The sequence below is a fragment of the Rhodopirellula sp. J20-39 genome (assembly GCF_057365095.1).
Genome location: NZ_CP195123.1, coordinates 2429550 through 2455324, shown reverse-complemented (window position 1 = coordinate 2455324; position 25775 = coordinate 2429550). Strand labels below are relative to the sequence as shown.

Below are 25775 nucleotides of genomic sequence, written 5' to 3'. Positions count from 1 at the left end.
GGCTTCAGCCTGTTCCACACAACTTCCGAACCGTCCGACGCCTGAGCAGCCTGAAGGCTGGACTCCAACGTTGCTTACGCTTCGCTTTCAGGATCCGCAACTACGACAGTCGTAGCGACTGGTTTGCGTTGACCGAGTTCCGCCATCAGTCCGAAGCCTTCCTTGATGAAGATGCCTGCGGCGACCAAAGCGGCGACGACGGCGATCAACTTCAGCATCATCAGATCGATCATGGCGACGGCAATCAGGCCACATATCAATGCGATCCCGGCGTAAGCGAACTTCAACATCGCTTGGATGCGAGTGGTATGGCTTTGCGAACGATTGCTACGCGTGATGGCACTGCGAGCGGACTCGTTGGCCAATTCACGCATCGCCGACAGGTTGCTGTTGCGTTCAGGTGCTTGAGACCGAGGTACCAAAGGCGCGTCAGGACTAATCTCTGGCTCAGGCGTCTCCACCTTATCCAACGATGCGGCAGCGGCCAGGTAGCTGCTATCCGTTTTCGTTTCAACGACGGTCTCTTTCTTCGCTACTGGTGCTGGGTTCGCAACGGGTGCTGGGGCAGCATCACTTGGCTGGCCTTGAACACGTTGCAACAAGCGGTTCATGTAGGCTTCGATGGAGTCATCATCGACAGGCTCTTCCTCAACAGCCGAAGACTCCGGTGCAGGGACCATTGGCACTTCGTCCAAGACGGGAGCGACCTCTTCCGGTTCGCAAACGACTGGCTCAACAAGCTGCGAAGCGGTTTCCATCGCGAATGCGTCAGGCTCTTCGCCGGCGGTATAAGCATCGACGGTTTTAGCCGTACCGAAGTCACCATCCTCTTCCGTTGGCTGACCGCTTTCGGAAATCATGTCGCCGTACGTCAGGCCGGAATCGGACTCTTCCTCCTTCGAATCAAAACCACCAAACGCGTTGCCCAAAGTTTGTTCTTGGTCGGTCGATACGTCGCTTCGCAATACGTCCGACAATGCCGGTGCATCGGAAGGTTGCCACTGGGCAGTTACGTTTCCAGCTAGCTCATCGCCCGCATCTTCTTCAATCCAAGAGTTAGGAGCAACCTCATCCTCTTCGACTTCCGGAGTCGGTGTCCACATTGGCATGTCTTCGTCGGCGGTTGCCAGCGAAGCTCCCACTTGGCCTTCCGGCTCCAGTTCATCCGACAATGCCGAAGCGGTGTGATCCATCAAACCCATGGGTTCACTTGGATTCTCTTTCGGTTTGTCAGACTTGACTTCCATGCCCATTTCACGAAGCAGCCGTTCGCTGAGCGATTCTTCTGCGGTGTCCATGGGTTCATCGACTGCCGATGTGCTGCTGAAGGCACCTTCGCTTAGCGAATCGTGGTAGGTCGAATCCAAGTATGGCGACTCGGACGATTTCGATTCTTCGGTGAACGCGCCGCTGGTATAAGGTGGCTCGACGGCCTGCGGTTCGTCAGCAGGATCGTTGGCCGGGATCCCGTAAGGTTCGCTAGCCGGCTGAAGACTGGCCGCGGATTCCGGCTCGAACAAACCACCAAAGGCAGGTTCTTCGGTCTCGGATTCTTGCGTTGGTTCCAATTCAGGAGAGGCGACGGAGCTAACCGGTTCGACTTCTTCGCTGGAACGCTCTTCAATGGCTTGTTCTTCGCCGACACGTTCTTCGGGAAGCAGATGGCTGCTGGATTCTTCCGGCCATTCAGGCAGGTCAGGAGTGTACTCGTCCGAGTCAACTTCGGCCAAACCTTCCGTTGCCAGCATATCGGCGTCGGCAACCGAGTCCATCGGCGTCACCGAAACATCGGCCTGATCCAGATCGCTATCGGAATCGCTAGCGACGGTATTCCATACCGGTGCTGGTTCGCTGTCTTCGACCGCATCGAAACCGTCCGCAATCTTCAAAGAAGATGCATCATCTGAAACTGCGGCGTCATCCTCAGCCACAACCGCTTCTGATTCCGCAGGAGTCGAGTAGGTGGGCCAGACGTCTTCGTCCGCGTCGAGTTCGGCAGCAACGGAAGATTCCAATGTTGCATCCGCCGACTGCGATGAGTCAGTGATCACGGCATCGTCAGTCGCAGCGACTTGGTTTTCGACGACTTCCGGTTCATCCGCAACAATGGATTCTTGCGAAACGACTGGTTCGTCGGCTGTTACCAACTCGGCATCATCCGACTCGTCTGTATCGGCGATGTGCAGCATGCTCGGTTCAGAATCATCAACCAACGCATCGAGCTTGGCTTCGGATTCGAGAGCGGCTTCGGATTCCATTTCTGGCTGTGGTTCAATCGTAGCCTCAGGCTCGATGAACGGCTCCGAATCGAGAGACGCTTCGATCTCGCCGGCGGCTTCTGCTTCCGGCGTGTCTTGTTCGGTCGAATCGACTTCCTGGTCGTCACGGATCAGCCCTAAAGCGGGGCCGGCAAGCGAGGCACCTACCGCGAAGGCAGGGCCAGCGAGGTCGTTGGATCGGCTAGCTGCTTTTTTTTTGTCCGCGATCAGTTCACGAGTCTGCTGTTCCAACAACTCGATCTTATCAAGCGTGTCGTCGTGATCACGGTTGGAACGATCGTACAAACGTCGCGTTTCAGCCGCATCATGAACGGCTTCGTCGCGTTGGCGTTTTAAGTTACCGTACTCACCGACCGCTTCATCGCGTTCGGCCTGCATTGCCTCAACATCGCGGTAAGCGTCAGCGAGTTTCTGTTCGGCGACTTCTCGTAACGATTCAGCTTCGTCGCGAGCATGTTCTGCAACCTGCCACTGATCCCGAGCTTCTTCGAGCAGTTTTTGGGCGTCTTCGTAGCGACGTTCAGCGAGTTCGTTACGACGCTGCCAGTCATCACGTTGTTCTTGGGTGGTGCTTAGCTCACGGCTAAGATCGTCTCGCAGTCCTGCGATCTCGTCGCGTTCACGCAGCGCTTGTTCGCAATTGGACAATGCGTCTTGGAGCGTTTGGTGAGCACCTTCGATTTCCACCCGAGCCGCGTCACAAGCTTTGTTGGCGACCTCACACTCGCTAAGTGCAGCGTCTTTTTGCTTGACGGCATCATCGCGTTCTTGTGTAACACCGTTTAGCTGAAGTGCGAGTCGATCGTTCTCCTCACGCAACTTGCTTAGCGTGTTTTGAGCACCAGCCAAATCAAGTGTCAGCTCGTCTACATTCCGACGCAACGATTCGACCTCGGCAGTCCATGACTGACGATCGATTTCGTGACGTTCTTCGTTGATTTGAATGGTCTCTTCCAGCTTCGCGATCGTTTCGCGAGCGGTTTGACAATCAGCATCAAGATTGACCGCCTCTTGACGAGTTTGTGCAATCTCTTCCTGCAGTTGTTGAATCTCGGCACGCAACTGCTCTTCGATGCATTCGAGCTCGTCACGCTGGATGATCGCTCGTTCACGACGTGCGTCACTGTGAGCCTTGCCATCGAGAGCTTCATCGCGTTGGCGAGCGATTTCATCTCGCTGGGCAATTGCTTCATCGCGGGCAAGAGCCAGATGATCGCACTGCGATTGATGTTCACGATTACGTTCGGCTTCCAACTGTTGCAGCACTTCTTGCTGTTGCGTCAACTGTAGAAGCTGCTCATTCAGCGAAGCGAACTTCGCCCGCATTTGCTCGACCGCGTTGGTGGCGGCGTCGGCGCGTTGGTGAGACAAGCGAAGTTGTTCTTCGCTATCGGAGATCATCTTCTGGTGAACGGCTTCCTGCTGGCGGAAGCGTTCCTGTTCTTCCAGCAATTGCTCGATCTGCCGACGGTTCATGCGGTCGCGACCGTCGAGTCGCTCTTGCTGAAGACGCAAGTGTTGACGACCGGCATCGAGTTCCTGCTCTTGCAGCTCAAGATCTTGCTGGCGTTGGATCAGGTCTTCGTAACGGCGATTGAATTCTTCTTGAACTTCAATCGCAGCCGCTTCCTGGCCACCAAGTTCTTCGTGACGTTGTTGCAAGATCTCCATTTGGCGATCCAGCCATTGACGCTGCTCGTGCAACTCACGCTCACGGCTGCTGCACCACTCGGTGCGTTTCTGGACGTCTTGCTTCAGTGAACGCCATTGCTTGGCATCCTCGTGAAAAGATCGCTCCCAATCGTCGTTTTCTCCAGCGTTTACATTTGGTTGCGCACTGGCCGGAGTGCTCACACTGGCCTGAACCGTCGCGGCAGCCGATGGCGTGGTATCGAGATCGGTAGGCTGATATTCAGTTGCCAATCCAGCATCGCTCGACGAGGTGCTGGGCAACTGGTTAGCTGCCGACTGTTTAGCTGCCGGTGGGGTAGTTGCTCGCTCGCTGGCGGATCGTTTTTCGCTAATTGGCAACGGTGAATTGCTAAGCAACTCGAACTCGTAGCTACCCAATCGCAAGCGGTCGCTGATTTCCAACGTACCTTCGGTGACACGAACATCATTGATGTACAAAGGCACCGAGTACGCACGCACCACCACTCGCTCGTGATCGCGAATTAAAACCGCGTGAAGTGGTCGCAGCGTTTCGTCTTCAAGCCGGATCGAACAACCGACGCCACTGCCAAGCGTGTATCGGGCACCGGAAAGTCGCAGACGCCGGGTGGGTTGGCCTTCGCAGCGAACTCGGAATTCCAAGCTGGTGTCTTTTTGCCACGACGAGGGTGTGCTGGCCCACTTCGCTGTATCGGTGCGATCCCTGTCGGTGCGATCCCTGTTTTCGGGGCGTTCGTTCGAGTCACGGCGTTCGCCGGAACTGCGATCCGCATTTTCCCGCTCGACGCGATTCGCATCCCAGCGACTGGCATCCAGCATGGAGGCTTGGTTCACCGCAGATGCTGTCGCCGATGGAGCGTTGAGAACATCGTCCGAAGAGTTGGGTCGCGCCGTGGTTTTCACTGCGTTGCCTATCATTGCTAGTTATTCGAAGGCGGCCAAATACCGCCGAAACGCCTGCAATCGTGGCACCCAATGTATGCACGATCACTTACACAGGTTAAATCGGTTATTCCGGTTGCAACCATGAAGAGAAGTGCCGGAAATTCTGATTAAACGGCAAAGTCTGCCCAAACTACCAACGGTTGGTCGCGGCCGACCGGTTCAGAGTTGGCGTTGGATCGGTATAGTTGCGGATCGCTGGGACGGGCTTGGACTTTCACAAAGAAGCTGGACTCGGCAATTGGACAGGACAAACAGACTCGGGAATCGAGTGAAGAGCATGGAACGCAATAAGAACGACCTTTCGAAGAAGCAGGCTACGCAAACGCCTGAAGATTCCCCGCCCCGACACCAGGCCTCGGCCGGAAGTTGGACGCCGTGGCTGGCGGCGGGAGCTTCGGTGGTGATGCTAGGGCTAACCGGTCCCAGCGGTTTGGAAATCGGTGGAATCGGCCTGAGCCGTTACCTTTGGCCGCTCGCGTTCGTGGCGTTGATACCGCTCTTTGGCATTGTCCGCAGCGAAGCCCGTGTGTGGAAACGGCCGGTTTACCTCGCATTCTTTGCCTACTATTTCGTTTCTCTGCAGGGACTTCGCTACGCTCATCCGTTGATGATTCTGCCGTTGCTGGCCTTGGCTGGCTATCTGGCGATCTACCCGCTGTGGTGCGTGGCCTGCTTGAAACGCTTTCCCGGCGTAAGCGGAAATTCGAAATGGATCGCTAACGCGTGGTGGCCCGCAGTCGTCTGGGTGGGCGGCGAGTGGATTCGCAACTACTTTGCCACCGGAATTTCCGTGCTGATGCTCGGACACACGCTGATCGACATGCCCGGACTTCTGTTGGTGCAAATCGCCGATTTGGGCGGATCGTACGCTGTCAGCTTTTTAGTCGTGATCGTCAACGCTGGACTCGCCGCAGCCTATTTCGCTTGGCGTGAAGCACGAGCGAAAGAAACGTCCGCGAACCGGCTGACGCCTCAATGGAAGTCGTCGCTTGCTCTCGCAGTAATCGCTCTCGTTTTCGCTTCAGTCTATGGCTGGGTTCGGCTCGGCGAAGAACAGAAACCTTCATCGACGACATTCTTGCTGGTCGGTCGTGACGAGCAAACGGAATATCAACAGGACATCCACCGAGAGATCGAGATCTATCAGTCTTATGCCAGGCAAACGATCCAAGCGGTGGCCGATACGGACCAGCCAATCGATGCCGTCGTGTGGCCTGAATCAATGCTCTCGGGCGGGCAACCGTGGTTGATTGCGGAACCCAATTTGGTGGTCCCGGTCCAACCAGGTGAATCGCGAGCAGGTTTCTCCGAAGCTGAGTTCCGGCGTTTGATCGAACAGAACCAGGGCGATTTCACCGCTCGATCGATCGCCTTGCAAAACGCGTTGAAGTCTCCCGGCCAAGCCGCCCCCGCAATGATCGGTGGATGCGGTATCGTTCATTATGGCGATACGCCAAAACAATTCAGCGGCGTGCTGCAAATTGATCCACAAGGACAAGTGGCGGCGACTTACGCGAAAAATCACTTGGTGATGTTTGGCGAGTACATCCCACTAATCAAATCCATCCCTTTACTAAGCGACTACGTGCCGCCCGGGTTGGGGCTTGATGCTGGAACGGGCCCGCAAGTTTTTCAAATCGGGAACCTCACGGTGCTGCCCAACTTGTGCATCGAAACCGCCGTTGAGCGAATCGCGGTGAACCATCTGGCGGAATCGTCGGAAAATCGCCCTAACGTCATCGTGACACTGACCAACGATGCCTGGTTCGACCACTCCGCCGTCGTCGATCACCACCTGCGTTGTGCGCAAATGGTCGCGATTGGATGTCGACGACCCATATTGTCATCGGCGAACGGTGGCCCAACCGCCTGGATCAACAGCACCGGACGGGTCGTGCAAAAACTGCCCTACGATCAAGCGGGCACGATTCTCGCAACGCCCAGAATCGACGAGCGAACCAGTCTCTATTCGACAATAGGATCCTGGCCCGCTGGGCTAGCCGCGATCGCATTAGTGATCGCATCGTTGAAAGCGTGGCGGTCTCGCCGTGCTATTCCCAGTTCAAACCCTGCGGCAACTGATTGAGACTTTGCGGGCCATCTTTGGTGACCACCAGCATGTCCTCAATACGAACACCGCCATCGCGACGGCCATACAGACCGGGCTCGACGGTGAACACTTCACCTTCCAGCATGGCTTCCCCGCCATGGTCCAGCAAAATCGGCTCGTGAACTTCTAAGCCGATTCCGTGCCCGGTTCCATGCTGAATGGATGGCTCATCGGTGAAAGTCCCACGGCTGGTTTTGTAACCGGCTTTGATCAGCGCCGCATCCGAAGCTTCGTGTACCGATGCAGCGGTTCGTCCGGGGAACAACTCCGCTTCCGCAGCCGCTTTGGCGGCCACAACGGCTGCATGCATCCGAAGAACCTCATCGCTGGGGGTGCCGTGCACTACCGTCCGGGTGCAGTCACCGTTGTACCGAGTCAGTTCGTCACGAGGATACAAGTCAACGATGATTGGAACGCCCGACTTCAGCGGTCCGGTACCCGAGTGATGGCAATCGGCGGAATACGGTGCGGAAGCGACGATCGCGCCATGGTTCATGGTGAAACCGCGTTCCATGAAACCTCGCATGGCGTAGTTGACCACCCGCTCGCTGGTCATCAGGCCATCGTCTTGGACCAGATAACCGTCGTCATCTACTGACGCCGTCGCAATGCGGTGGCATACTTCGAACATGATTTGTTCGGTGACGTGCTGGGCATGAGCGAGTGCTTCGATTTCGGTTTTCGTTTTCACGCGTCGGTCGCGAACGCCAAGTTCGTCGTCGTAGTCGATCGCGATTCCGGCTTTGGCGAGATGCCACGAGTAAATCAGCGGAAGCGTGCGGTCGCCGCGAACCCGGTCAATTTTTTGCTGAAGCAAACAGGTCGTCAAAGCTTGAGCAACAGCAGTTTCGCGGTCGCCACTAAGTCCAGTCGGTGGCGTGAAATCGGCCGGACAAGCAATCCGGTACGGCGGCGTGACACCCGAATCTTGGTCGTTTGCCTGCTGGTCAGCCGCCTCGATCACGCGGCCCATTTCGAGATCGCGAACGATGCGGATCGTTTCGCCCGAAGGCAGTTCAATCCAGGCGGTGGGGTCCCCCAGCGGCAATCCAATCCGGCGAAACAGGTTCGGGTTGCGGTCAGCTAAACCGGCGAACACCGTCGCGGTGGGCCGATCCGATGCGGGATCGACGGAGGAAGAAACAGATGGGTCGTTGAGTGCTAGTGATTGATGGATCATCCCTACAATTTACCTGACTGACGCGACCCTGCCGAGGCGAGGTAAACCGATACGACTTATCGAGTCGGTCAAAACGATTGACACGCGATCGCCGATTGTACGGATTGAGACCGTTGTGATCTGTGTCACGTATGAGCCTGTTGAGTGCCCCCCATGACCGCTTTCGAAACTGAATCGTTGCCGACCCGCGTTTGGCTTCAACCCTCAAAATGGTTGCGCGGCCGTAGCGGAATGCAAAGCAAATGCGTCGCGATCGCGTTGACCAGTGGACTGTGGATGGGCGGAATTTTGCCCGGCGGGTTAGGTACCAACGGAATCGCCGTCGCGGGATTTCCTGAAGTCATCGAGCGAGGCGGACGGCTTTGTGGCGTCGGTTACGGCGACGGATACCATGCCTGTCATAGCAGCGGAATGCGACCGTTGGCCAACTTACCGCCGCGAACCTATCCCGCTCGAACCGGCACGGTGAAAGAAAAAATTTACGGCTGCGAAACATGCAAGCCTCGGCCCCTGCCAGGTGTCGACCCAATTCAGGCCCGGCGTCCGGAAACTTTTTACCATCGCTTTGATCGCTATGCCGATCAGGTCAGCCACCGTGAAGCTCACCAGAATTTCAATCGTCCGGTGCAACAGCTTGTTGATCCAGAGGAGCGTTTAGCACCGATGTATTCGCAACTGGATCCGAAGGCCAACATGCGGGAATACGAGCGTTCGCGAACGGGGGACTACCATTCTCCACTGACTCACTTTAACCAGCACTCTGAACAATCAAACGACACCATGACGGCCGACGGTGAACCCGCCGCACCGCCGATCAGCGAAAAGGAACTGGAAGAGTTCCGTGAGTACCAAGAAGCCAAACGCCAACGTAAAAAGTTCGACAAGTACTTGATCGGGCCCGACCGTATTGAGCCCAATCAAATCATCGGTGGACCACCCGTTGGCACGCAGCAGCGGCGGAAAATAGACGAAGCCAAAGTCAACGAGCTGAAAGAGAAAATTCGTCGTGAATTAGCCGAAGACGCGCTCAACGACGCGAACACAAGCCAGTTCGGAAGCGACACGTTCGACATAAATCCAAGCCAAGATGCTGGCAGCGGCCCGAACGCAAGCATTGACCAAGACGAATTAATCAGCCCGAGTGACCGGAAAGCCCCATCGGTGCTGGACCTCGATGGTGACGTGCCATTGTCGATGGAAGAATTGCTTCCTCCTTTCCCGGACGACAACACACAGCCTGAATCGATCCCGGCTCCTGAGCCGACAACCAATGCGGACCTGGATCTGCTTTCGGACCCGAATGTGCCGTCGGATGATTCGCTGAAAAGCAACTGGGGCGATGATCTAGACAGCTCCGATTCCATCAAGCCACTGCCGATGCAGCAAACCCAGGTGGAAATCAACGGTCCGGTTCAGAACAACGATTTCGTCGCGTCTGATGCGACCACGCATCCCGACGGCCCCGCTCATCGCGTCGCCGAAGCACCGCGGAAGAACCGGATTCCTGAATCATGGCGATTCATCAAACAGCCTCACTGATCAACAGCAACCTCAACCGGTTTTCCCGGCGAGATCACGATGGTGGCTTCGTGCTGTTGACGCGTCAGGCCATCCACCAATGGCTGACGAGCTTGGAACATCGCATCGTCGATGTATTCCGCCCGTGCTTGACCGAGCACCATCAATAGGTCCACCGGATCGTTACCGGCTTCGCAGCGCAGCGTTCGGTGTCGGTCACTTGCGTCGTCCGAAGAGCGGATTTCTAAGACCACCGCTGCACCGTTTTGGACCAATGTTTCGATCGCCGACGCCGCGAGACTGAGCGAGTGTTCAAATTCAAGGTCAACGGGCTCCGATTCGCCGGACTCAAGATTCGCTGCATTGTTGACCACCGCATCTTCGCGTTTCGGCTTCCAATGATTCAGCCAACTTCGATTCAGCCAACGTCGCCACCATCTCTGAGGCACCCGCTGGCTATCCGGGGAAGCGGATTGCGGACGGGCATAGTCAATCACGACTCGGACTGACTTTGCAGCAGGCGTGCTGAACTCGCGCAAGATCGGCTTGCCGAGACGGGCCCATGACGAAAAGTCCCAACGTCTGACGGGCACGCCTTCACGATATTCCCGGCTACCGATGTAATGAATCTGATCGCCCTGGGCGGCCTGGGACGCCAAGCCTTTGAGGGTCAGCTCCAATTCTTGCCAGTCCGAATCCTGTTCTCGAGACAACCATTTCGGCGTCACGACAATGGATGCATTGGAGGCGACCCACTGCCGCTCGCGAAATAGATAGAACGGGAAATACGAGTCCACCAAAATCGCCGGCAGTGCATGCTGGCCGCGACGGCTGAAACGCAACGTCGGCGTGATCGGTATCTCTCCTTGCGCCGCGACATAACGACAATGCTGGGTTTGCTCCAAAATCAAATCCATCGCTGGCCAACGGCGTTGATTGACTAGCCGAGTTGGAACGGCCAGATCGCAATCGACGGGCACCGAACGAGCCGCATGCACAAAAGCCACAAATCGCGGCGCCGCGAAATAGTTGACGGCTCGTCCGACCACCAAACATGCAAAGCATGCTGCGAACATGCCTAACCAGGGATATCCCCAAACGATGTTGAGCGAAATGATCCCGATCAGGATCAGTGTGACCGATGCGGACGTTAACGATCGACGCAGGCCCCGCACCCAGCGGATTGGATTGAGCCAACGCATCACACGCGAGGACGCAACGATCAGTTTTCGGCGGGACCGTCCCATGGGAACTTGGCTGCTCTCGTATCGGCTGAGGCGTGCGTGTTGCGAAAGGATCCGATCGGTTCCCAAAAAACGAACGGGCTCCGACTTAACGACGGAACCCGAAAAACTTTAGCGAAGCGTCATCATACGGCGTCAGCATGCCCCATGTTTCCAACCGGATCCGATTTCCGATGGAATGCATCTTCAGGGCGAATCTGGATTCAACACAAAACGATACCCAGCGTCACGCAACGTCAGCAGGTGCACGGGTTCGGCGGGTGCCGGTTCGATCGTCTTACGCAACCTAGCGATAAACTGATCGACAGCCCGCGTTTGCATGTTGCCCGATGTTTCCCAAACGTTGACCAGCAATTCCGAACGACTGATTACTCGCTCCGGATTCTCGACAAAATAACGCAATAATCGCAATTCCTTGGGAGTCATCCGGACGGACTTCCCATCGACGAAAACCTGGTGAGTTTGAAAATCGACTGACACGTGGCCAAACTCAATCGAATCGACCGACTGAGAACTCAGATTGGTCTTCGCATTGGCCGACGAATTGCCGCCGTGCAGATGCTGGCCGGTTTGTTGTGAAATTTGCAGTAAGTTTTTCACTCGGCTGAGCAACTCGTCCAATTCGAACGGCTTGTTCATGTACTGATTCGCGCCGACGTCGAAACCACGCGTGCGATCTTCCGGCAATGTTCGAGCTGACAGCATTAAAATCGGCAGTGCCAGCCCTTCGCTGCGGACTCGTTGACAAACCGAGTACCCGCTCATGCCAGGCAGCATCAAATCCAGAATCATCAGATCGATGCTTTGCGGCGAATGGTCGATCAGCTTCAGTGCTGAGGGGCCATCTTCGACCAGCGAGACGCGGTAGCCCTCCGCCTCGAGGTTGTACTTGATACCGACGCCGAGATGCTGTTCATCCTCGACGACCAGAATATGCGCTCGCATTTAATTTGTTTCTCAGGACCGAAAAGCAGGAATTAAGTAGGTTACCGCGCCAACCGGACCAACGGAACGGTCTTCTGCAGTGCAACGATTCGCCACAGATTGCCCCTCGGATGCCACAGGGCTACACTAGGCGGACCCCACAACGAAGTCTCCATTTCCCGCCTCTCTGACCCGCTGCATTTGCATCAATCATGAAGCCCTCTGCCAATTTAGAATTGCAACAAGTCGATACGGCCCGCGTCCAGTGGGGTAGCGAATCGTGTGACTTACCCCTCCTCGAAGGCACGGAAGGTGAACGCGGCTTAGATATCAGTCGTCTGCGTTCGCAAACGAATCTGATTACGCTCGACGAAGGGTTTGTAAACACGGGAAGCACCCGAAGTGCGGTCACATTCCTGGACGGCGAAAAAGGGATCCTGCGGTACCGCGGATATCCCATCGAACAACTCGCCGCAAATTGCGACTTCATCGAAACCGCTTACCTGTTGATGTACGGTGAATTGCCGTCGGCGAAGGAAATTGAAACCTTCCGCTCGGGCATCCGCGAACACACGATGATCCACGAGGACATGAAGTCGTTCTACAACGGCTTCCCACGTGATGCTCACCCAATGGCCATCCTCAGCAGCGTGGTCGGCGCGTTGTCGACGTTCTATCAAGACTCGCTTGATATTACGGACCACCGGCAAGTTGAAATTTCGATCTACCGTTTGCTAGCCAAGTTGCCCACGATCGCAGCTTACGCTTACAAGAAGTCGATCGGCCAACCGTTCATGTACCCCAAGAATGACCTGGGTTACTGTGACAATTTCCTTCACATGATGTTCGCGACCCCAGCGGCGGACTACGAAGTTGATCCCGATTTCGCTGAAGCGTTGAACTTGCTGTTCATCGTGCACGCGGACCACGAACAAAACTGCAGCACCTCGACCGTGCGAATGGTCGGCAGCAGTAACGCCAACCTGTTCGCTTCGATCAGTGCTGGCATCAGTGCTCTGTGGGGTCCTCTGCACGGCGGAGCCAACGAAGCCTGTGTGAACATGCTTGAGCAAATTGCTCAGGACGGCGGCAACGTCAAGAAGTATGTCGACATGGCCAAAGACAAGGAAAACAATTTCCGTCTTATGGGCTTCGGTCACCGGGTTTACAAGAACTTTGACCCGCGAGCGACCATCATCCGAGCGTGCTGCGACAAGTTGCTCGCCAAGCTGAACCTGGACGACCCATTGTTCGAAGTCGCCCAAAAGCTGGAAGAAGTCGCTCTGAAAGACGAGTACTTCATCGAACGTCAACTTTACCCCAACGTCGACTTCTATTCCGGCGTGATCTACCGAGCGTTGGGCATCCCCGTCCAAATGTTCACAGTGCTGTTCGCGATCGGACGCTTGCCTGGATGGATCGCTCACTGGCGTGAAATGCACGCAAACCCAGCGTTCCGAATCAACCGTCCTCGTCAGCTTTACACCGGTTGCACTGAACGAGACGTGGTTCCCGTGGAAGCTCGCTAACCACGTCGCTAGCCACGGACACAAAAAAACGGCACGTCTCACCATGGAAACGTGCCGCTTGGAAATTAGACGTGAAATAGGGCCGGTCTCTCGGAGACCGGCCCTATTTCGTAAGCGATGCGAACGAATGCGATCGGTGCGTCAAGGCAATCAGTGCACCAACACGATCAATGCGCGAAGACGATCAGTGTGACGGTGCACCGCGGCGCAACTCAATTTGGTCGAACGCGTCCATATCATCGAACGACCCAATACCGATCCGCCCCTTTCCAAACGTCTTATCGTGCGTGGAAAGGAAGGGTGTTGTCATGTCATCGAAATACAGATCGATCGAACCGTGGTCGAAGTCACGCACCACTTTGACGTCATGCCAATCGTCTGACCAAGGCACCTTTTTCTCGTTCTTGGTCAACGCTAAACGTGGCTCGTCGTTGACGATAAAGATTTGGCCGCTGTGCGGGTCAGGCTTCGCCCCCGTGTGAATGTAATAGAAATGGCTTGGATCTTGGTAATTGAAAAACACACAACAATCCCGATGGTTGCCTGTGTTTTTCGTGCTCTTAACCTTGAACGTCAGCACGAAGCTTTCTAGCTCGACATCTTTAATCAATGCGATGTGCAGTGGACTGCGTACCTTCGGTGAGTACTCACTTTCCCGCTGGGTGATTGCGAGGCTTTTACCGAGACCGTGTTCTTGGATCGCCCATGATTTTGGGTCGACGATTTCCCACCGCTCGGTGCCGTTCTCGAAATCTTCTTCGAAAACAACGGGATACTGAGCTTCGGAAGTCGCCGCCTCGTCAGCGAAAGCAACCGGGGCAAATCCGAGAATGCCTGCCAGCGGAACCGCGGCGAAGGTGGAAACCAGTGGGGCGAAAATGCGAAAGTGTTTCGAACGCATGGATACCATTCAAAAGTGGGGAGGGGAGATTGGGAATGCAAAATTGAAAATGCAAACGGGCAGGTGCACTGGCGGCTGATCTTTCCGACTGCTCGACCGATTGGGTCCAGCGATGTCGATTCAGTTCCGTTCGGGTGCCTAAGACGACACCCGGTCAGTACGCAGGTGACATTTATACCTAAGTGCGAGACTCCACGTATCGGATTCCAGCCGCCTGACTATATTAACTGCGACGATCACTGGGATGGCGACCACCGGGGGCTCTCAGCAGTGTCTTTGCGTCGATTCCCTCGCTTTGCTACCCTTGGCTTCCCTGATTCACTTGGGTTGCCAAGCGGTCTGAAGCGTCCGCTGGGTGCCCGAGCGGCAGCCTGATTCCTGCGACGACCTACTTTGTGTTAGCCAAAAGGCTGGCCTCCAACGGTCGAAAGCCACTTCCTTCACCTGTTCAAGCTACCCCCCTGCTTGGCCAGTTGTTCTTGTTTTCAATTGAGACCCTCGATGCCTGCCAATCCGCCGTACGACCTCATCGCGGCTTGCGCCTTCGGACTCGAAGCGATCGTCAAACGCGAACTCGCGGCCCTGGGGATCGAAGCCACGATCGGCGAATCCGGCCGAGTGCATTTCCAAGGCGACTTTACAACCATCGCCAAGGCGAACTTGTGGCTGCGTTGTGCCGACCGAGTCCTGGTCCGTATCGCTGAATTCCCCGCCGCCGATTTCGACGCATTGTTCGAAACGACCAAAGCCATTTCGTGGGGACAATGGATCCCAGTCGATGGCGAATTTCCCGTCACCGGTCGCAGCGTCAAATCGACTTTGACCAGCGTTCCGGCGTGCCAGCGGGCGGTCAAGCGAGCCGTTGTTGATGCCCTGCAACGCGATCACGCGACAACCGAGCTTCCCGAAACGGGATCGCAAGTCAAAGTCGACATCGCAATTTTAAAAGATGTCGCCACGCTTACACTGGACACAACCGGTCGCAGCCTGCACCGCCGCGGCTACCGCACGGATATTTCATCGGCGCCGCTAAAGGAAACACTGGCCGCGGCGATGGTTAGTCTTTCGTATTGGCGTCGCGATCGCCCGCTCTTGGATCCGTTTTGTGGCAGTGGCACGATCCCAATCGAAGCCGCGATGATGGGCCGCAATATCGCCCCGGGCCAAAACCGAAACTTTGCATTCGAAGCCTGGCCGGACGTTTCGCCCGAGATTCTTTTCAGTCTACGCAGCGAAGCACTGCAAGGCGTGCTGGAACCGCTGCCGCAACGATTGCTGGGGACCGATATTGATCCGCGTATCTTGCGTGCCGCCCGAGACAACGCCGAACGCGCCGGCGTCGCCGCCGACGTTCATTTCGAACCAGGCGACGTTCGGGACTTACAAAGCAAACGTCGCTTCGGTTGCTTGATCACCAACCCACCTTACGGGATGCGGTTGGGACGAGACTGGGAAATTGAAGAACTGTATGCGTCGCTCCCGCAAGTTTTGCGTCACCTGCCGACTTGGTCGTTCTATTTCCTAACGGCATTTGGCGGCTTCGAAAACTCATTCGGCCGCAAAGCAGACCGTCGGCGGAAACTATACAACGGGCGTATCGAATGCACCTACTTCCAATTCCAAGGCCCCAAACCGGTCGCATCGGCCCCGGTCGTAAAAGATCCAGAAGCAGCAACCTCGGAAGCAAACACGCCGGACTTAGCCGCGTCTGAACCATTCTCGACACCGCCAATCACGGTGACGCCGCCGGCCGCTGAACCGATCGAAGTGACACCATCTGCATCTGTACCGCCGGTCCAGACTGCTGAAGAAGCTCAAATCGAGCCAGTTTCCAGCGAGGCAACTCCCCGCGAGAAATCGTCCAGCGAAAGACCTTCTAGCGAAGCTATCGCAAGCAGAGCGGTCACAACCGAACCGCCCGCTCCCAATTCCCCTTGGGCGAAGGCGGCGGCAAATATCACGAACTCCAGTGAAACAAGTGCTAACGCGACCGATGCCACCCCAACCGAAACCGGCGGGAGCAACAGCAGCAGCGAATCCAGCACAGACACGCCCAACGCTGACACAGCCAGTACAGAAATAGCCAGCGCCCCGGTCCCGCAACCGAAGGCTGCGCCGCAACCGGCACAGTACATACACGCCGTTGGCGAGGCCGCATTCGGAGCGTTGACCGACAAGGCTCAACATCAAGCGGAACTGTTTGCAACCCGACTTAAAAAGCGAGCCAAACACCTCCGCCGCTGGCCCACCAAACGCGGCATCACCTGTTTCCGGTTGTACGAGCGAGACGTACCGGAAATCCCGCTGGTGGTTGATCAGTATGAAAACCATCTGCACCTGAGCGAGTTTGAGCGACCGCACGATCGCGATCCCGCCCAACATGCCAACTGGCTCGACCTGATGGCCCGCACCGCCGGCGAGGCTCTCAATGTGCCCAAGCAAAACGTTTACCTGAAGAAACGGATTCGCCAACGCGGAAAAACCCAGCACCAAAAGGTCGACGAAACCGAACAGCGGATCCCAGTCCAAGAGGGCGGTTTGACCTTCTTGGTCAACCTGGCCGACTATGTCGATACCGGTTTGTTTTTAGATCACCGCGTCACGCGTTCGATGGTGCGTGATCAAGCCGCCGGAAAAAATTTCCTGAACCTGTTTTCCTACACCGGTTCGTTCACGACCTACGCCGCCAGCGGTGGTGCCGCTTCGACGACAAGCGTCGACCTGTCGGCGAACTATTCCCAGTGGGCTCAAGAAAACCTGCAAGCCAACAAGCTCGATGGTCCGCAGCATCAATTCGTCACGATGGATATCAGCGAGTTCATCCGCCGGCACAAACCGGGCGAGATCTATGACCTCGTGGTTTGCGATCCGCCAACGTTTTCCAATTCCAAGCGGACCGACCAAGACTGGAACGTGCAAACCGATGCCATTCCGCTGTTGTTGGATGTGATGAAATTGGTGAAGCCAGGCGGCGTGATCTTTTTCTCGACCAACTTCCGCCGCTTCAAGATGGACGCCGATGCATTAGCGGCCGCGGAAGTCCGCGAGATCTCAAGCCAGACCGTCCCGGAAGATTACCGCAATCGCCGCATCCACCGATGCTGGCGAATCGTGAAGTAAGTTTTCGGCAACCGCGCTCGCTGCTGTACGCACAGTTGCCAAAGCCACCATCAACGCACAGAGCGACCATCAATGCTAACGGTAGGTGCGTAGCGTGAGGTTCTTGTAGCGAACGACCATCGGTGGGCCCTGGTGAAGTTGCAATGCAATCACGCCAGCGTCGCGAGCCTTGCCGGTTTCCATGTCGTTGATCTTGACCATCATGGTTTCGTTGATGAACTGCTCAAGTTGGCCACCGCGAGCAACGATGCGGTAGTCATTCCATTCGCCCGAATGAATGGTTGCGGCCATCTCTTCATGCGGCGCGAACGTCTCAACTTCCTTGGTGCCATCTTCCTTGATCGTGACGTGCTGGCCCCGCTTGCAAAGGATTCCGCGTCCTCGTTCTTCGTACAGGATGCCTGCGAATTTGTTGGTGGTGTCGATGTCCGCTTGATAGCCTTTGACGATGAACTTCTCTTCGTCGACCACTTCACTGCGGTACTGAATTCCGGAATTACCACTTTCGATTTTGAACTGCAGCGTCAACTCGAAATCGCCTTCGGTTGGCTCATCTAAGATCAAAAATGTGTTTTGCTTGATCGGATCGTCCTTGCTAGTCCGGCCCACGATCATGCCATCTTCAACCGACCAAAGGTCCTCGCGACCACGCCATCCGTCCAGAGATTTCCCGTCGAACAAGACCTTCACTTCGCCACCCTGAAGTGAGGCGACTGGCTTATCCGCATTGGCGGGAACCGTGCAAAGCAGAGATACAGACAACAGGAAAAGCGTACGAAGGATTCGTGGCGTGGCGTTCATGGTTGTTCCAGGAGGGAAGGGCTAATGCGGGGTGGCTAGTTTAGCAGGAAATTTTGGCAACTGAATACTTCCCAGCGAAGTCTTAATACGCCGCTTCAACTGACCAATGCCACTCGCACGTCGCAAACATTAGTGCCGGTGGGCCCGGTCATCAGCAGCCCCCCTGTTTGCTCGAAAAAGGAGTATGCATCGTTGCGATCGAGATAGTCCTGGGGATCCAGCCGCAACTCTTTCGCCGCCGCGTGAACTTGCCCATCAACCCACGCCCCAGCCGCATCGGTAGGGCCGTCTTCCCCGTCCGTCCCGCCGGACAAGATCGCCAGCTGATCCCATTCTTGATCGGTCAAGTCCATCGTCAGCAAATGTGCGTAAGCGGCAAGCACCAGTTGCTGGTTCCGGCCGCCACGCCCACGAGTCCCGGCTTCGGCGAGATGCACCACCGGTTCTCCTCCTGTAATTAAAGCATCGTGGCGGTGCTGTTGCGGATCGCTGCGTAGCATCGCCACAGCCATATCGGCTAGATGCTGCCCAACAGATTCCGCCGTCCCTTCACTCGATCGCGCACACTGCATGATGTGGTTGTAACCGAGCGATTCGGCTCGGATCCCGCCGGCATCCACAGCGACCGCGTTATTGCCCAAAACCAACGTCACGGCCTTTTCAGTCAGCGTGTCTTGGCAACCGGAGCTTTCGCTTTCACCATGCAGGTGTTCGTAAACCGACGCAGGCAACGTTTGATCGGGATCAAATTTCTTCAGCAAGTTCAGTGCGTCGGTCACGGTTGACGTGTCCGGCACAGTGGGGCCGGACGCGATCAAGTCCAGCGGATCGCCCAACACATCCGACAAAATTAGAGAGATCATCGGTGCCGCCTGGCACGCCAGTGCCAGCCGGCCACCCTTGACCGCACTGAGGTGCTTGCGAACGGTGTTCAGTTCCGTAATGTCCGCACCACCGGAGCTGAGATGCCGAATTACGGTCAACAGGTTGTCCAGCGACAGGTTCCCAGCGGGTCGAACAAGTAAAGCGCTACCTCCGCCAGAAATCAGCACGACGACCAAGTCACGCGGCCCCGCGTTGCGGACCAATTCAAGAATCCGATCGGTCCCCTGGATCGCCGCTGGCGTCGGCTCGTTGACGCCCATCGGCCGGGCTGCGTGCAGCTTCACACCGTCAGGCCAATCCAGATTTTCAGGAACAGAATCGCATCCCGCAGGCACGTTCACATGACCAATCCACTCCAGATCGGGATTCGCGTCTGAGCGATTGGGGAGACCGCCTGAGGACATCCACTCCGTTCGATCGGCTTGATATCGCTCGATCATGCCGATCGCCATCGCCCCGGACGCCTTCCCGGCTCCGACCAAAACAATCCGATCCACATCCGATCGCTGGACCATTTGGTCGCCGATTCGAATGGCATCAGCATCAAAACTCACATTTTCTCGCATCAAAGCTTCGCCTCGGACCGAGTCCACGGCGGCACCAAAAATGGCCTGAGCGTGTATTGTCAGTTGATTTGGCATGAATGCAGGTCTGGCAGTCGGTCGGAAAGGGACGGTCTAGCTTCCGCGGCCATTCGCGGGCCGCTCGAGCGATACTATACATATTTGAGGGACCGACTATTTTGTTGCATGCGATGATTATTCCGGTGACGTTTCGCCCGGCACGGCCACAAGCCGGCCCATCGGGCGATTCGTGAAACGAACGAGGAAAACGCTCTCGATCACAACAATGGGTTGATTCTTGAGGGCAATTGCTCCGGCATTCCCGGTCGCCCCAATTCCTCAGCCACGTTTCGCCGACCGCAGATTGCGTTATCGCCGCATCGCTTATTCGTTCTCCATCCCCACATTCTGGTCCAACGTGTCCGCCACCAACGCCCCCACCGTTGAACCCGCCGCGCCGAACCGACGCGGACGGCTGATTGCCAGCCTGCTGATCGCCGCTCATATGGCCGCCGTGATCGCTCCGCCCTTAGCATTTCAGTGCCGCGGTGTCCGCGGGCTCTCGCCTTCGGTCGCTTCGATCATGAATTCCCTGGCCGTCTATTCTCAAATGCTGTACCTGGATCGAGGCTACGCATTTTTCGCTCCCGATCCTGGCCCGAGCCACCTCTTTGACGTCACCGTTGGGGATAGCCCCCGCGACGCGTCAATCGATTCCAGCGAAGCGTCAACGGATTCCGGCGAAACTCCAACGCAACCACCTATTGCAACCAACACGCCTACGCGGCGGGTACCGAACCTGGACGACCAGTGGCCACGACTTTTGTATCACCGGCACTTTATGCTGGCCGAGTTCTTGCATGATGCCTACCAACCGGCCTTGCCACCCGAAGCCGCGACCTTGGTGGGCCCCGATTTGTCAGCCAGCGAACTGCAAGCATGGCGTTTAGGCCGACAGCGATACGAACAGATTCTCAATTCGATGATCCAGCATGTCGCAGCCGAAGAGGGCGGACAGCCAGTTCGCATCGAGCGGGTCGAACATGTCATCCCAGACTTCGTTGGCTTCTCCACCGCTGGCAATGCGCTGAACGATCCATCCACCTACATCCCACTCAACGACATTCCGATCACTTTGGACACACTCCTCGGCGCGCGGCCTCAAGCATTGCCGCAACCCGGATTGGCGCAACCTGATCCCGAGGCTAGCGAACCGGTTCCCGTGCCGGATGGCGAAAAGGTGAACCAGGATCGCCAACCCAACGACGCCACACAAGAAGAAGTAACGGAAGAAATCGACGAGGCAGAGACAGACACTGAAAAATCAGACGTTACCGAAAAACCAGACGTCAACGAAGAGTCGGGCGTCACAGCGACCAGCGAGGTGACCTCATGATCGCTGCCATCAAAGAACAACTCGGTCAGGGTGTCGATGCACTCGTCGATGCTTGGGACTGGTTTTGGTTCACACCCCGCCACGTCGACACGCTCGCCGTGCTGCGAATCTTGACCGGAGCGATGCTGCTGTACTCGCACTTGGTTCTCGCGATTGACCTAAGTTCGTTCCTCGGAACCGAAGCCTGGATCAACAACGAAACCGCTCGCGCCCTTCACAATGGAACCTTTGGCGAATCCACTGCCGCATGGTCGTACTTGTGGTACATCGACAGCCCGATGTTCATTTGGCTGCACCACATTCTTGCGATCGTTGCGTCGGCCGCTTTCATGGTCGGGTTTCTAACCCGGATCAGTGGGCCGCTGGCGTGGTTCCTGCAACTGATGATCTTGCATCGTTTGCTAGGTAGCCTGTTCGGGCTGGACCAAATTGTCACGTACTGTGCGATGTACTTGGCGTTCACGCCTTGCGGTGCCGTCTTTTCAGTCGACGCTTGGTTGCGACAACGCCGCGATGAAGCTCGCAAGTTAAACAACAACGAAAAAAGCAGCAAAGCAACTGACAAATCAACCGGTGAGTCATCCAGTTGGCTGTTCCCGGCCGACGTGCCAAGCACCGCCGCCAACGTGGCGACACGCATGTTGCAGCTGCACCTTTGCGTGATCTATTTGTTCGGCGGACTCGCTAAAGGCCGCGGCCAATTGTGGTGGGATGGTACCGCGTTCTGGTATGCCATCGGCAACTACGAATACCAGTCCATCGACGTCACGTTCCTATCGGAATACCCGACCTTCTTCACCGGGCTGACCCACATCACCCTGTTCTGGGAAATCTTTTACTGTGCATTGATTTGGCCCAAGCTAACACGTCCGCTCACGATCGCGATGGCCGTCGCGGTGCACGGCGGGATCGCCTTGTTTCTTGGCATGGCAACCTTTGGACTGATGATGATCGCCGCCAACGGCATTTTCTTGAGCCCTTGGATTTTTCGAAAATGGCGTGGGCTGAAACCGGATCTACAGTCCGCAACGCAGGCCACTGGCCAACTTCCGCACCGCACCGCTGCAAGCGGAGTCTCGGGCAGCACCGGAGTCTCAGGCAGCACCGGCGTCTCGGGTTCCAGTTCGTCGCAACCGAGCGAAGAAGAGCTACAACGAATTGCGAACCTCGAAAAGGCCGAGGTCGCGTTCAAGAAACGCTACGTCAAACTAAAACGGCGTGAAGCCAAGGTGGAAGAACGCAACGAGAGAATTCGGGCAACGAAAGCCAAACTACGTCAAAAGTTGCAAGACGGCACCCTCACCGCCGCCGATAGCCAACTCGATCACTTAGACGACGACGCCAGCGACCGGTTACAAGATGGCGAGTCGGGGATCGATCTAAACCTATCCGACCCTGATTTTTTGAACCCCGATGGCGGCAACAGCTGATCCGTGGAAACAAGCTAGTTTCCGTTTTGGCGAGGCAGTTCCCTCGTAGGCTTTGCTGCAGGTATGGGTTCGCTGATATAGTGACAAGCCCCTTCCGCGCGATCGCCTGCTTCCCCACCTGCGTTCGCCTGACTTGGCCCCTCCGCTAGATGAGTTGTTTGCATGGTAACGCCTCCCCCACTTCCCAACGAATCCAGCAACAACGCTGCACTCAATCCTGGCAATAATCCAAACGACGAAGCCGCTCTTGCCAGCGATGTGGAAGCCGCCGCCGCTTTGATCCAAAGCATCAATCAAGTCAAGCAACAAGTTAGCCGCGTCGTCGTCGGCCAAGACGAAGTCGTGGAGCAGCTACTAATCGCGATCCTCGCTCGCGGTCATTGTCTTTTGGAAGGGGTTCCTGGTTTAGCGAAGACATTGATGGTGCGAACACTGGCATCGTCAATGAGCCTGGACTTTCGCCGCATCCAATTCACGCCGGACTTGATGCCGGGCGACATTACGGGCACCGACATCATCCAAGAGGACCACGAAACCGGTCGCCGGGAAATGGTCTTCCGCAAAGGACCAATCTTCACGCAGATGCTGTTGGCCGATGAGATCAACCGTACGCCGCCCAAGACACAAGCGGCACTGCTAGAAGCGATGCAGGAACACGAGGTCACCGCCGGCGGCCAAACCTTCCCGCTCGCCGAACCGTTCTTTGTACTCGCAACCCAAAACCCCATTGAACAAGAAGGCACCTACCCGCTGCCCGAAGCCCAACGAGACCGGTTCCTGTTTCATGTCGTTGTCTCTTACCCCAGCCGGGATGAAGAGTCCGAAATCATCGACCGGACAACCTCAGGCCAACCGCTCGACGTGCAGCACGTGGTGACTGGCGAGCAAATCGTGCAGTTCCAATCGCTCGTCCGCCGCGTTCCTCTGCCACCACACGTCAAAGAATGGGTGATCGACTTGGTGCGAGACGCTCGCCCCAACCAACCCGAAGCCAAAGACTGGGTGCGTGAATGGATCCAGTGGGGACCTGGCCCGCGAGCCAGCCAACAACTGGTCCTGGCGGCGAAAGCCCGAGCACTGCTGTACGGCCGCACTCACGTGTCGATCGATGACGTGCTGGCACTCGCCTTGCCAGTGCTGCGCCACCGCATCGTGCCAACGTTCGCTGCCGAAGCGGATGGCGTTGAGGTGCAAGACCTGATCAGTCGCCTGATTAAAGAACACGCCGTTGCACCGGCCAGCATTCTCTAAAATGCCGGCTCTTACACTGAAAAACCCGCACTCAATACGAGTGCAGTGACAACGTTGATCGCTAAAGAGAAACGGTTGCCGGCGCGACGCATCGGCCGGCAACGTTAGGGCTAAGCCGGCTTAGCTATAGAAGCACAAGTACGCGGTCGGCTCTTTGATTTGAACCTGAAACTTGACGTTTGCTTCGACTTCAAACTGTTGGCCAGTCGCGAAAGTTTCAAACGAATCACTACCAGGCAACTTGGCGGCAATCGCGCCGCTGACGACCTTCATCAATTCGTGCTCACTGGTACCGAATTCGTATTCGCCGACCGCCATCACGCCGGATGTAACGCGACCTTCGGAGTTTTCGAATCCAATTGATTTGACTTTACCGTCGAAATATTCATTCACTTGCATGGATATGCCTGCAGGGTTTTGTAAAGGTGTATGGATTGAGATTCAAAGTCGAAGCGATCTTACTCGCCCGACTCAGGCTCGATACCAAAATCGCGAATCGTGGTCAGGGTGTGAAGCTTCAGTCCCTTTTCGGCAAACGCAGCCTCGCCCCCGGCCAAACGGTCGATGATGGCCAGCACATAAAGCACGTTCAGCCCGAATGCCTGAGCAGCCTCGACAGCCTTGATTGCACTGCCACCGCTGGTGATCACGTCTTCGACGATCACAACATTTTGTCCAGCGGTAACAGGGCCTTCGACCTGTTGTCCCATGCCGTGGCCCTTGGGTTCTTTGCGGACCATGAACCCTGACAATTCAATGTCTTCCATGCCAGCCAGCGTGACGATCGACGCCGTGATCGGATCGGCACCAATTGCCATCCCACCGACGGCGTCAGGGATTCCTGCATTAGCTGCATTGGTGGAAATGAAGTCCAGCATCGCTCGCCCAACCAAGCCGGCACCCTTGGGGTGTAGCGTCACGCGGCGGCAATCCAGGTAGTAGTTCGCTGTCTTTCCACTGGCGAGAGTGAAGGTTCCGCGTTGAAGAGCTTCACGCTCCATCAATTCAATTAAAGGCGTTCGGTCAGCCGAAGCAGTCATGGCAGGTACTCGCGAAAATGCGAACTAATGGGGGAGGACGATGTCGTCAAACGACGCCCCGTTTTAATATCACAAACCGGTCAGTTCAGGCACCCGGCAGCCGGTTACTTTCCGGGCGGAGGGGCAGGGCCACAGGGCCACAGGACCACAGGACCACAGGACTAAGGGCTAAGGGCTAAGGGCTAAGGGCTAAGGGCTAAGGGCTAAGGGCTAAGAGGCAGGCCAAATGCGTGGCCGGCGTCCACTTCTTGGATCATCGCTTCGAACTGTTCCGCATTGAGTGCTTCGTCGACATAACCTTTCGCGCCCACCGAAGCCGCCGCTGATCGACAGGACTCGGGCAACTGACTCGCCAATAGCACCCACTTCGTGAAAGGGTGTCGGGCGACCAACAACGATAACTCCCTAAACATCGTCGGCACCGGAACGCTTGAAGCCATCCCGAACAAGCCCACTCGGGCCCCAGACACTGAACCAATTGCCCCCAACTCCGCCCCACTGGCCACGACTTCCCGAACCTGAATCACCGTCGAAGTCGACCACAGGTAATGCAGCCCCAACCGATACACCGTGCAGGGATGTACCAAGGAGACCGATATCCGATTCGGCTGGCGTTTTTTCACAGGCAAACATTCGGCCGGAGACAAGGACGACGACGAGGGTGCAACCGGCGAGACTGAATGCGAGTCTAGCGGGGCTGCCGACTCCGAAACTAAGTCGGCATCAGGGATGAGCCCACCTCCGACACGTGGACTCACCCCTGATTCACCGATCCTAGAGTCTGACTCTCCGGTGCCAGACTCCTTCAGACTGAATTCTCTCAGTGCATATTCTTTTAAGTAGTGAATTTCCAGCGGCGTCATCATCCGGCCAGACGGAACTTCCGGCCATGACGAGCGGTTAGTTACCCGCAATCGACGATTTTGATGTGAGCCCGGTTTGGAAGGAGCATCCAAGGACACCCCAAGCACAGAATTTGTGGGGCAAA

17 protein-coding genes are annotated in these 25775 nt (G+C 56.4%); 7 read left to right on the top strand and 10 right to left on the bottom strand.

The genetic code is table 11. From position 1 onward, the window contains the following. Positions 1-74 precede the first annotated feature (74 nt). Positions 75-4853 carry an FHA domain-containing protein gene (locus ACR3ZL_RS08900; RefSeq protein WP_486173386.1) on the bottom strand — a complete coding sequence of 1593 codons (4779 nt, stop codon included), beginning with the start codon at positions 4851-4853 and terminating at the stop codon, positions 75-77. A 319-nt stretch (positions 4854-5172) separates the two neighbouring features. Here ACR3ZL_RS08900 and lnt point away from each other — a divergent pair, with 319 nt between their 5' ends. After that, positions 5173-6981 (top strand): apolipoprotein N-acyltransferase, encoded by a 1809-nt coding sequence (gene lnt, locus ACR3ZL_RS08895; RefSeq protein ID WP_473648212.1) that lies wholly within the window; start codon positions 5173-5175, stop codon positions 6979-6981. Here the strand turns inward: lnt and ACR3ZL_RS08890 are convergent. Continuing rightward, on the bottom strand, positions 6947-8185 hold the full coding sequence (locus ACR3ZL_RS08890) for a M24 family metallopeptidase (RefSeq protein ID WP_473648213.1): 1239 nt from the start codon (positions 8183-8185) through the stop codon (positions 6947-6949). The genes lnt and ACR3ZL_RS08890 overlap by 35 nt on opposite strands. 153 nt (positions 8186-8338) lie before the next feature. Between ACR3ZL_RS08890 and ACR3ZL_RS08885 the strand changes: the two genes are divergently transcribed. Then, complete coding sequence (locus tag ACR3ZL_RS08885) at positions 8339-9724, top strand: hypothetical protein (RefSeq protein WP_473648214.1); 1386 nt, start codon at positions 8339-8341, stop codon at positions 9722-9724. Here the strand turns inward: ACR3ZL_RS08885 and ACR3ZL_RS08880 are convergent. Continuing rightward, on the bottom strand, positions 9718-10950 hold the full coding sequence (locus tag ACR3ZL_RS08880; protein ID WP_473648215.1) for a DUF58 domain-containing protein: 1233 nt from the start codon (positions 10948-10950) through the stop codon (positions 9718-9720). The two genes, ACR3ZL_RS08885 and ACR3ZL_RS08880, sit on opposite strands and share 7 nt — an antisense overlap. Positions 10951-11133: 183 nt before the next feature. Then, positions 11134-11892 carry a response regulator transcription factor gene (locus ACR3ZL_RS08875; RefSeq protein WP_473648216.1) on the bottom strand — a complete coding sequence of 253 codons (759 nt, stop codon included), beginning with the start codon at positions 11890-11892 and terminating at the stop codon, positions 11134-11136. A gap of 191 nt (positions 11893-12083) precedes the next feature. On the opposite strand from ACR3ZL_RS08875, the gene ACR3ZL_RS08870 reads away from it, so the two are divergent. Next, positions 12084-13400 (top strand): citrate synthase, encoded by a 1317-nt coding sequence (locus ACR3ZL_RS08870; RefSeq protein WP_473648217.1) that lies wholly within the window; start codon positions 12084-12086, stop codon positions 13398-13400. Between the two features lie 184 nt (positions 13401-13584). On the opposite strand, the gene ACR3ZL_RS08865 is transcribed toward ACR3ZL_RS08870, so the two are convergent. Further along, positions 13585-14301, bottom strand: coding sequence for a hypothetical protein (locus ACR3ZL_RS08865; RefSeq protein ID WP_473648218.1), 717 nt, complete (start codon positions 14299-14301; stop codon positions 13585-13587). Between the two features lie 501 nt (positions 14302-14802). On the opposite strand from ACR3ZL_RS08865, the gene ACR3ZL_RS08860 reads away from it, so the two are divergent. Continuing rightward, on the top strand, positions 14803-17421 hold the full coding sequence (locus tag ACR3ZL_RS08860; RefSeq protein ID WP_486173385.1) for a class I SAM-dependent methyltransferase: 2619 nt from the start codon (positions 14803-14805) through the stop codon (positions 17419-17421). Between the two features lie 75 nt (positions 17422-17496). Here ACR3ZL_RS08860 and ACR3ZL_RS08855 read toward each other — a convergent pair whose 3' ends face one another. Beyond that, positions 17497-18222, bottom strand: coding sequence for a 3-keto-disaccharide hydrolase (locus ACR3ZL_RS08855; protein WP_473648221.1), 726 nt, complete (start codon positions 18220-18222; stop codon positions 17497-17499). 95 nt (positions 18223-18317) lie between these two features. Further along, positions 18318-19748, bottom strand: a complete 1431-nt coding sequence (locus ACR3ZL_RS08850; RefSeq protein ID WP_473648222.1) for a glycerate kinase type-2 family protein — start codon at positions 19746-19748, stop codon at positions 18318-18320. Positions 19749-20088: 340 nt separating this feature from the next. On the opposite strand from ACR3ZL_RS08850, the gene ACR3ZL_RS08845 reads away from it, so the two are divergent. The 3 genes from ACR3ZL_RS08845 to ACR3ZL_RS08835 all read left to right on the top strand — a co-directional run bounded on the left by ACR3ZL_RS08845 (position 20089) and on the right by ACR3ZL_RS08835 (position 23747). Further along, positions 20089-21066, top strand: a complete 978-nt coding sequence (locus ACR3ZL_RS08845; RefSeq protein WP_486173384.1) for a hypothetical protein — start codon at positions 20089-20091, stop codon at positions 21064-21066. Further along, the gene (locus ACR3ZL_RS08840) at positions 21063-22496 is read left to right on the top strand and encodes an HTTM domain-containing protein (protein WP_473648225.1); all 1434 of its coding nucleotides are present in this window, start codon (positions 21063-21065) and stop codon (positions 22494-22496) included. The genes ACR3ZL_RS08845 and ACR3ZL_RS08840 overlap by 4 nt, the downstream gene beginning before the upstream one ends. A 162-nt stretch (positions 22497-22658) precedes the next feature. Beyond that, a complete protein-coding gene (locus ACR3ZL_RS08835) occupies positions 22659-23747 on the top strand; it encodes an AAA family ATPase (RefSeq protein WP_473648226.1) in 1089 nt (362 codons plus the stop codon). A gap of 120 nt (positions 23748-23867) precedes the next feature. Here ACR3ZL_RS08835 and ppnP read toward each other — a convergent pair whose 3' ends face one another. The 3 genes from ppnP to ACR3ZL_RS08820 form a co-directional block, all read right to left on the bottom strand. Next, entirely contained in the window at positions 23868-24146 is a 279-nt protein-coding gene (gene ppnP, locus ACR3ZL_RS08830) for a pyrimidine/purine nucleoside phosphorylase (RefSeq protein ID WP_473648227.1), read from the bottom strand. Between the two features lie 59 nt (positions 24147-24205). Further along, complete coding sequence (gene pyrE / locus ACR3ZL_RS08825; protein WP_473648228.1) at positions 24206-24787, bottom strand: orotate phosphoribosyltransferase; 582 nt, start codon at positions 24785-24787, stop codon at positions 24206-24208. Positions 24788-24990: 203 nt separating this feature from the next. Beyond that, on the bottom strand, positions 24991-25374 hold the full coding sequence (locus tag ACR3ZL_RS08820) for a hypothetical protein (RefSeq protein WP_473648229.1): 384 nt from the start codon (positions 25372-25374) through the stop codon (positions 24991-24993). Between the last annotated feature and the right edge of the window lie 401 nt (positions 25375-25775).

Bases quoted from the DNA above. Each gene is read 5' to 3' on its own strand.
- lnt (WP_473648212.1), top strand. From the start codon at position 5,173: ATGGAACGCAATAAGAACGACCTTTCGAAGAAGCAGGCTACGCAAACG.
- ACR3ZL_RS08890 (WP_473648213.1), bottom strand. From the start codon at position 8,185: ATGATCCATCAATCACTAGCACTCAACGACCCATCTGTTTCTTCCTCC.
- ACR3ZL_RS08885 (WP_473648214.1), top strand. From the start codon at position 8,339: ATGACCGCTTTCGAAACTGAATCGTTGCCGACCCGCGTTTGGCTTCAA.
- ACR3ZL_RS08880 (WP_473648215.1), bottom strand. From the start codon at position 10,950: ATGGGACGGTCCCGCCGAAAACTGATCGTTGCGTCCTCGCGTGTGATG.
- ACR3ZL_RS08875 (WP_473648216.1), bottom strand. From the start codon at position 11,892: ATGCGAGCGCATATTCTGGTCGTCGAGGATGAACAGCATCTCGGCGTC.
- ACR3ZL_RS08870 (WP_473648217.1), top strand. From the start codon at position 12,084: ATGAAGCCCTCTGCCAATTTAGAATTGCAACAAGTCGATACGGCCCGC.
- ACR3ZL_RS08865 (WP_473648218.1), bottom strand. From the start codon at position 14,301: ATGCGTTCGAAACACTTTCGCATTTTCGCCCCACTGGTTTCCACCTTC.
- ACR3ZL_RS08860 (WP_486173385.1), top strand. From the start codon at position 14,803: ATGCCTGCCAATCCGCCGTACGACCTCATCGCGGCTTGCGCCTTCGGA.
- ACR3ZL_RS08855 (WP_473648221.1), bottom strand. From the start codon at position 18,222: ATGAACGCCACGCCACGAATCCTTCGTACGCTTTTCCTGTTGTCTGTA.
- ACR3ZL_RS08850 (WP_473648222.1), bottom strand. From the start codon at position 19,748: ATGCCAAATCAACTGACAATACACGCTCAGGCCATTTTTGGTGCCGCC.
- ACR3ZL_RS08840 (WP_473648225.1), top strand. From the start codon at position 21,063: ATGATCGCTGCCATCAAAGAACAACTCGGTCAGGGTGTCGATGCACTC.
- ACR3ZL_RS08835 (WP_473648226.1), top strand. From the start codon at position 22,659: ATGGTAACGCCTCCCCCACTTCCCAACGAATCCAGCAACAACGCTGCA.
- ppnP (WP_473648227.1), bottom strand. From the start codon at position 24,146: ATGCAAGTGAATGAATATTTCGACGGTAAAGTCAAATCAATTGGATTC.
- pyrE (WP_473648228.1), bottom strand. From the start codon at position 24,787: ATGACTGCTTCGGCTGACCGAACGCCTTTAATTGAATTGATGGAGCGT.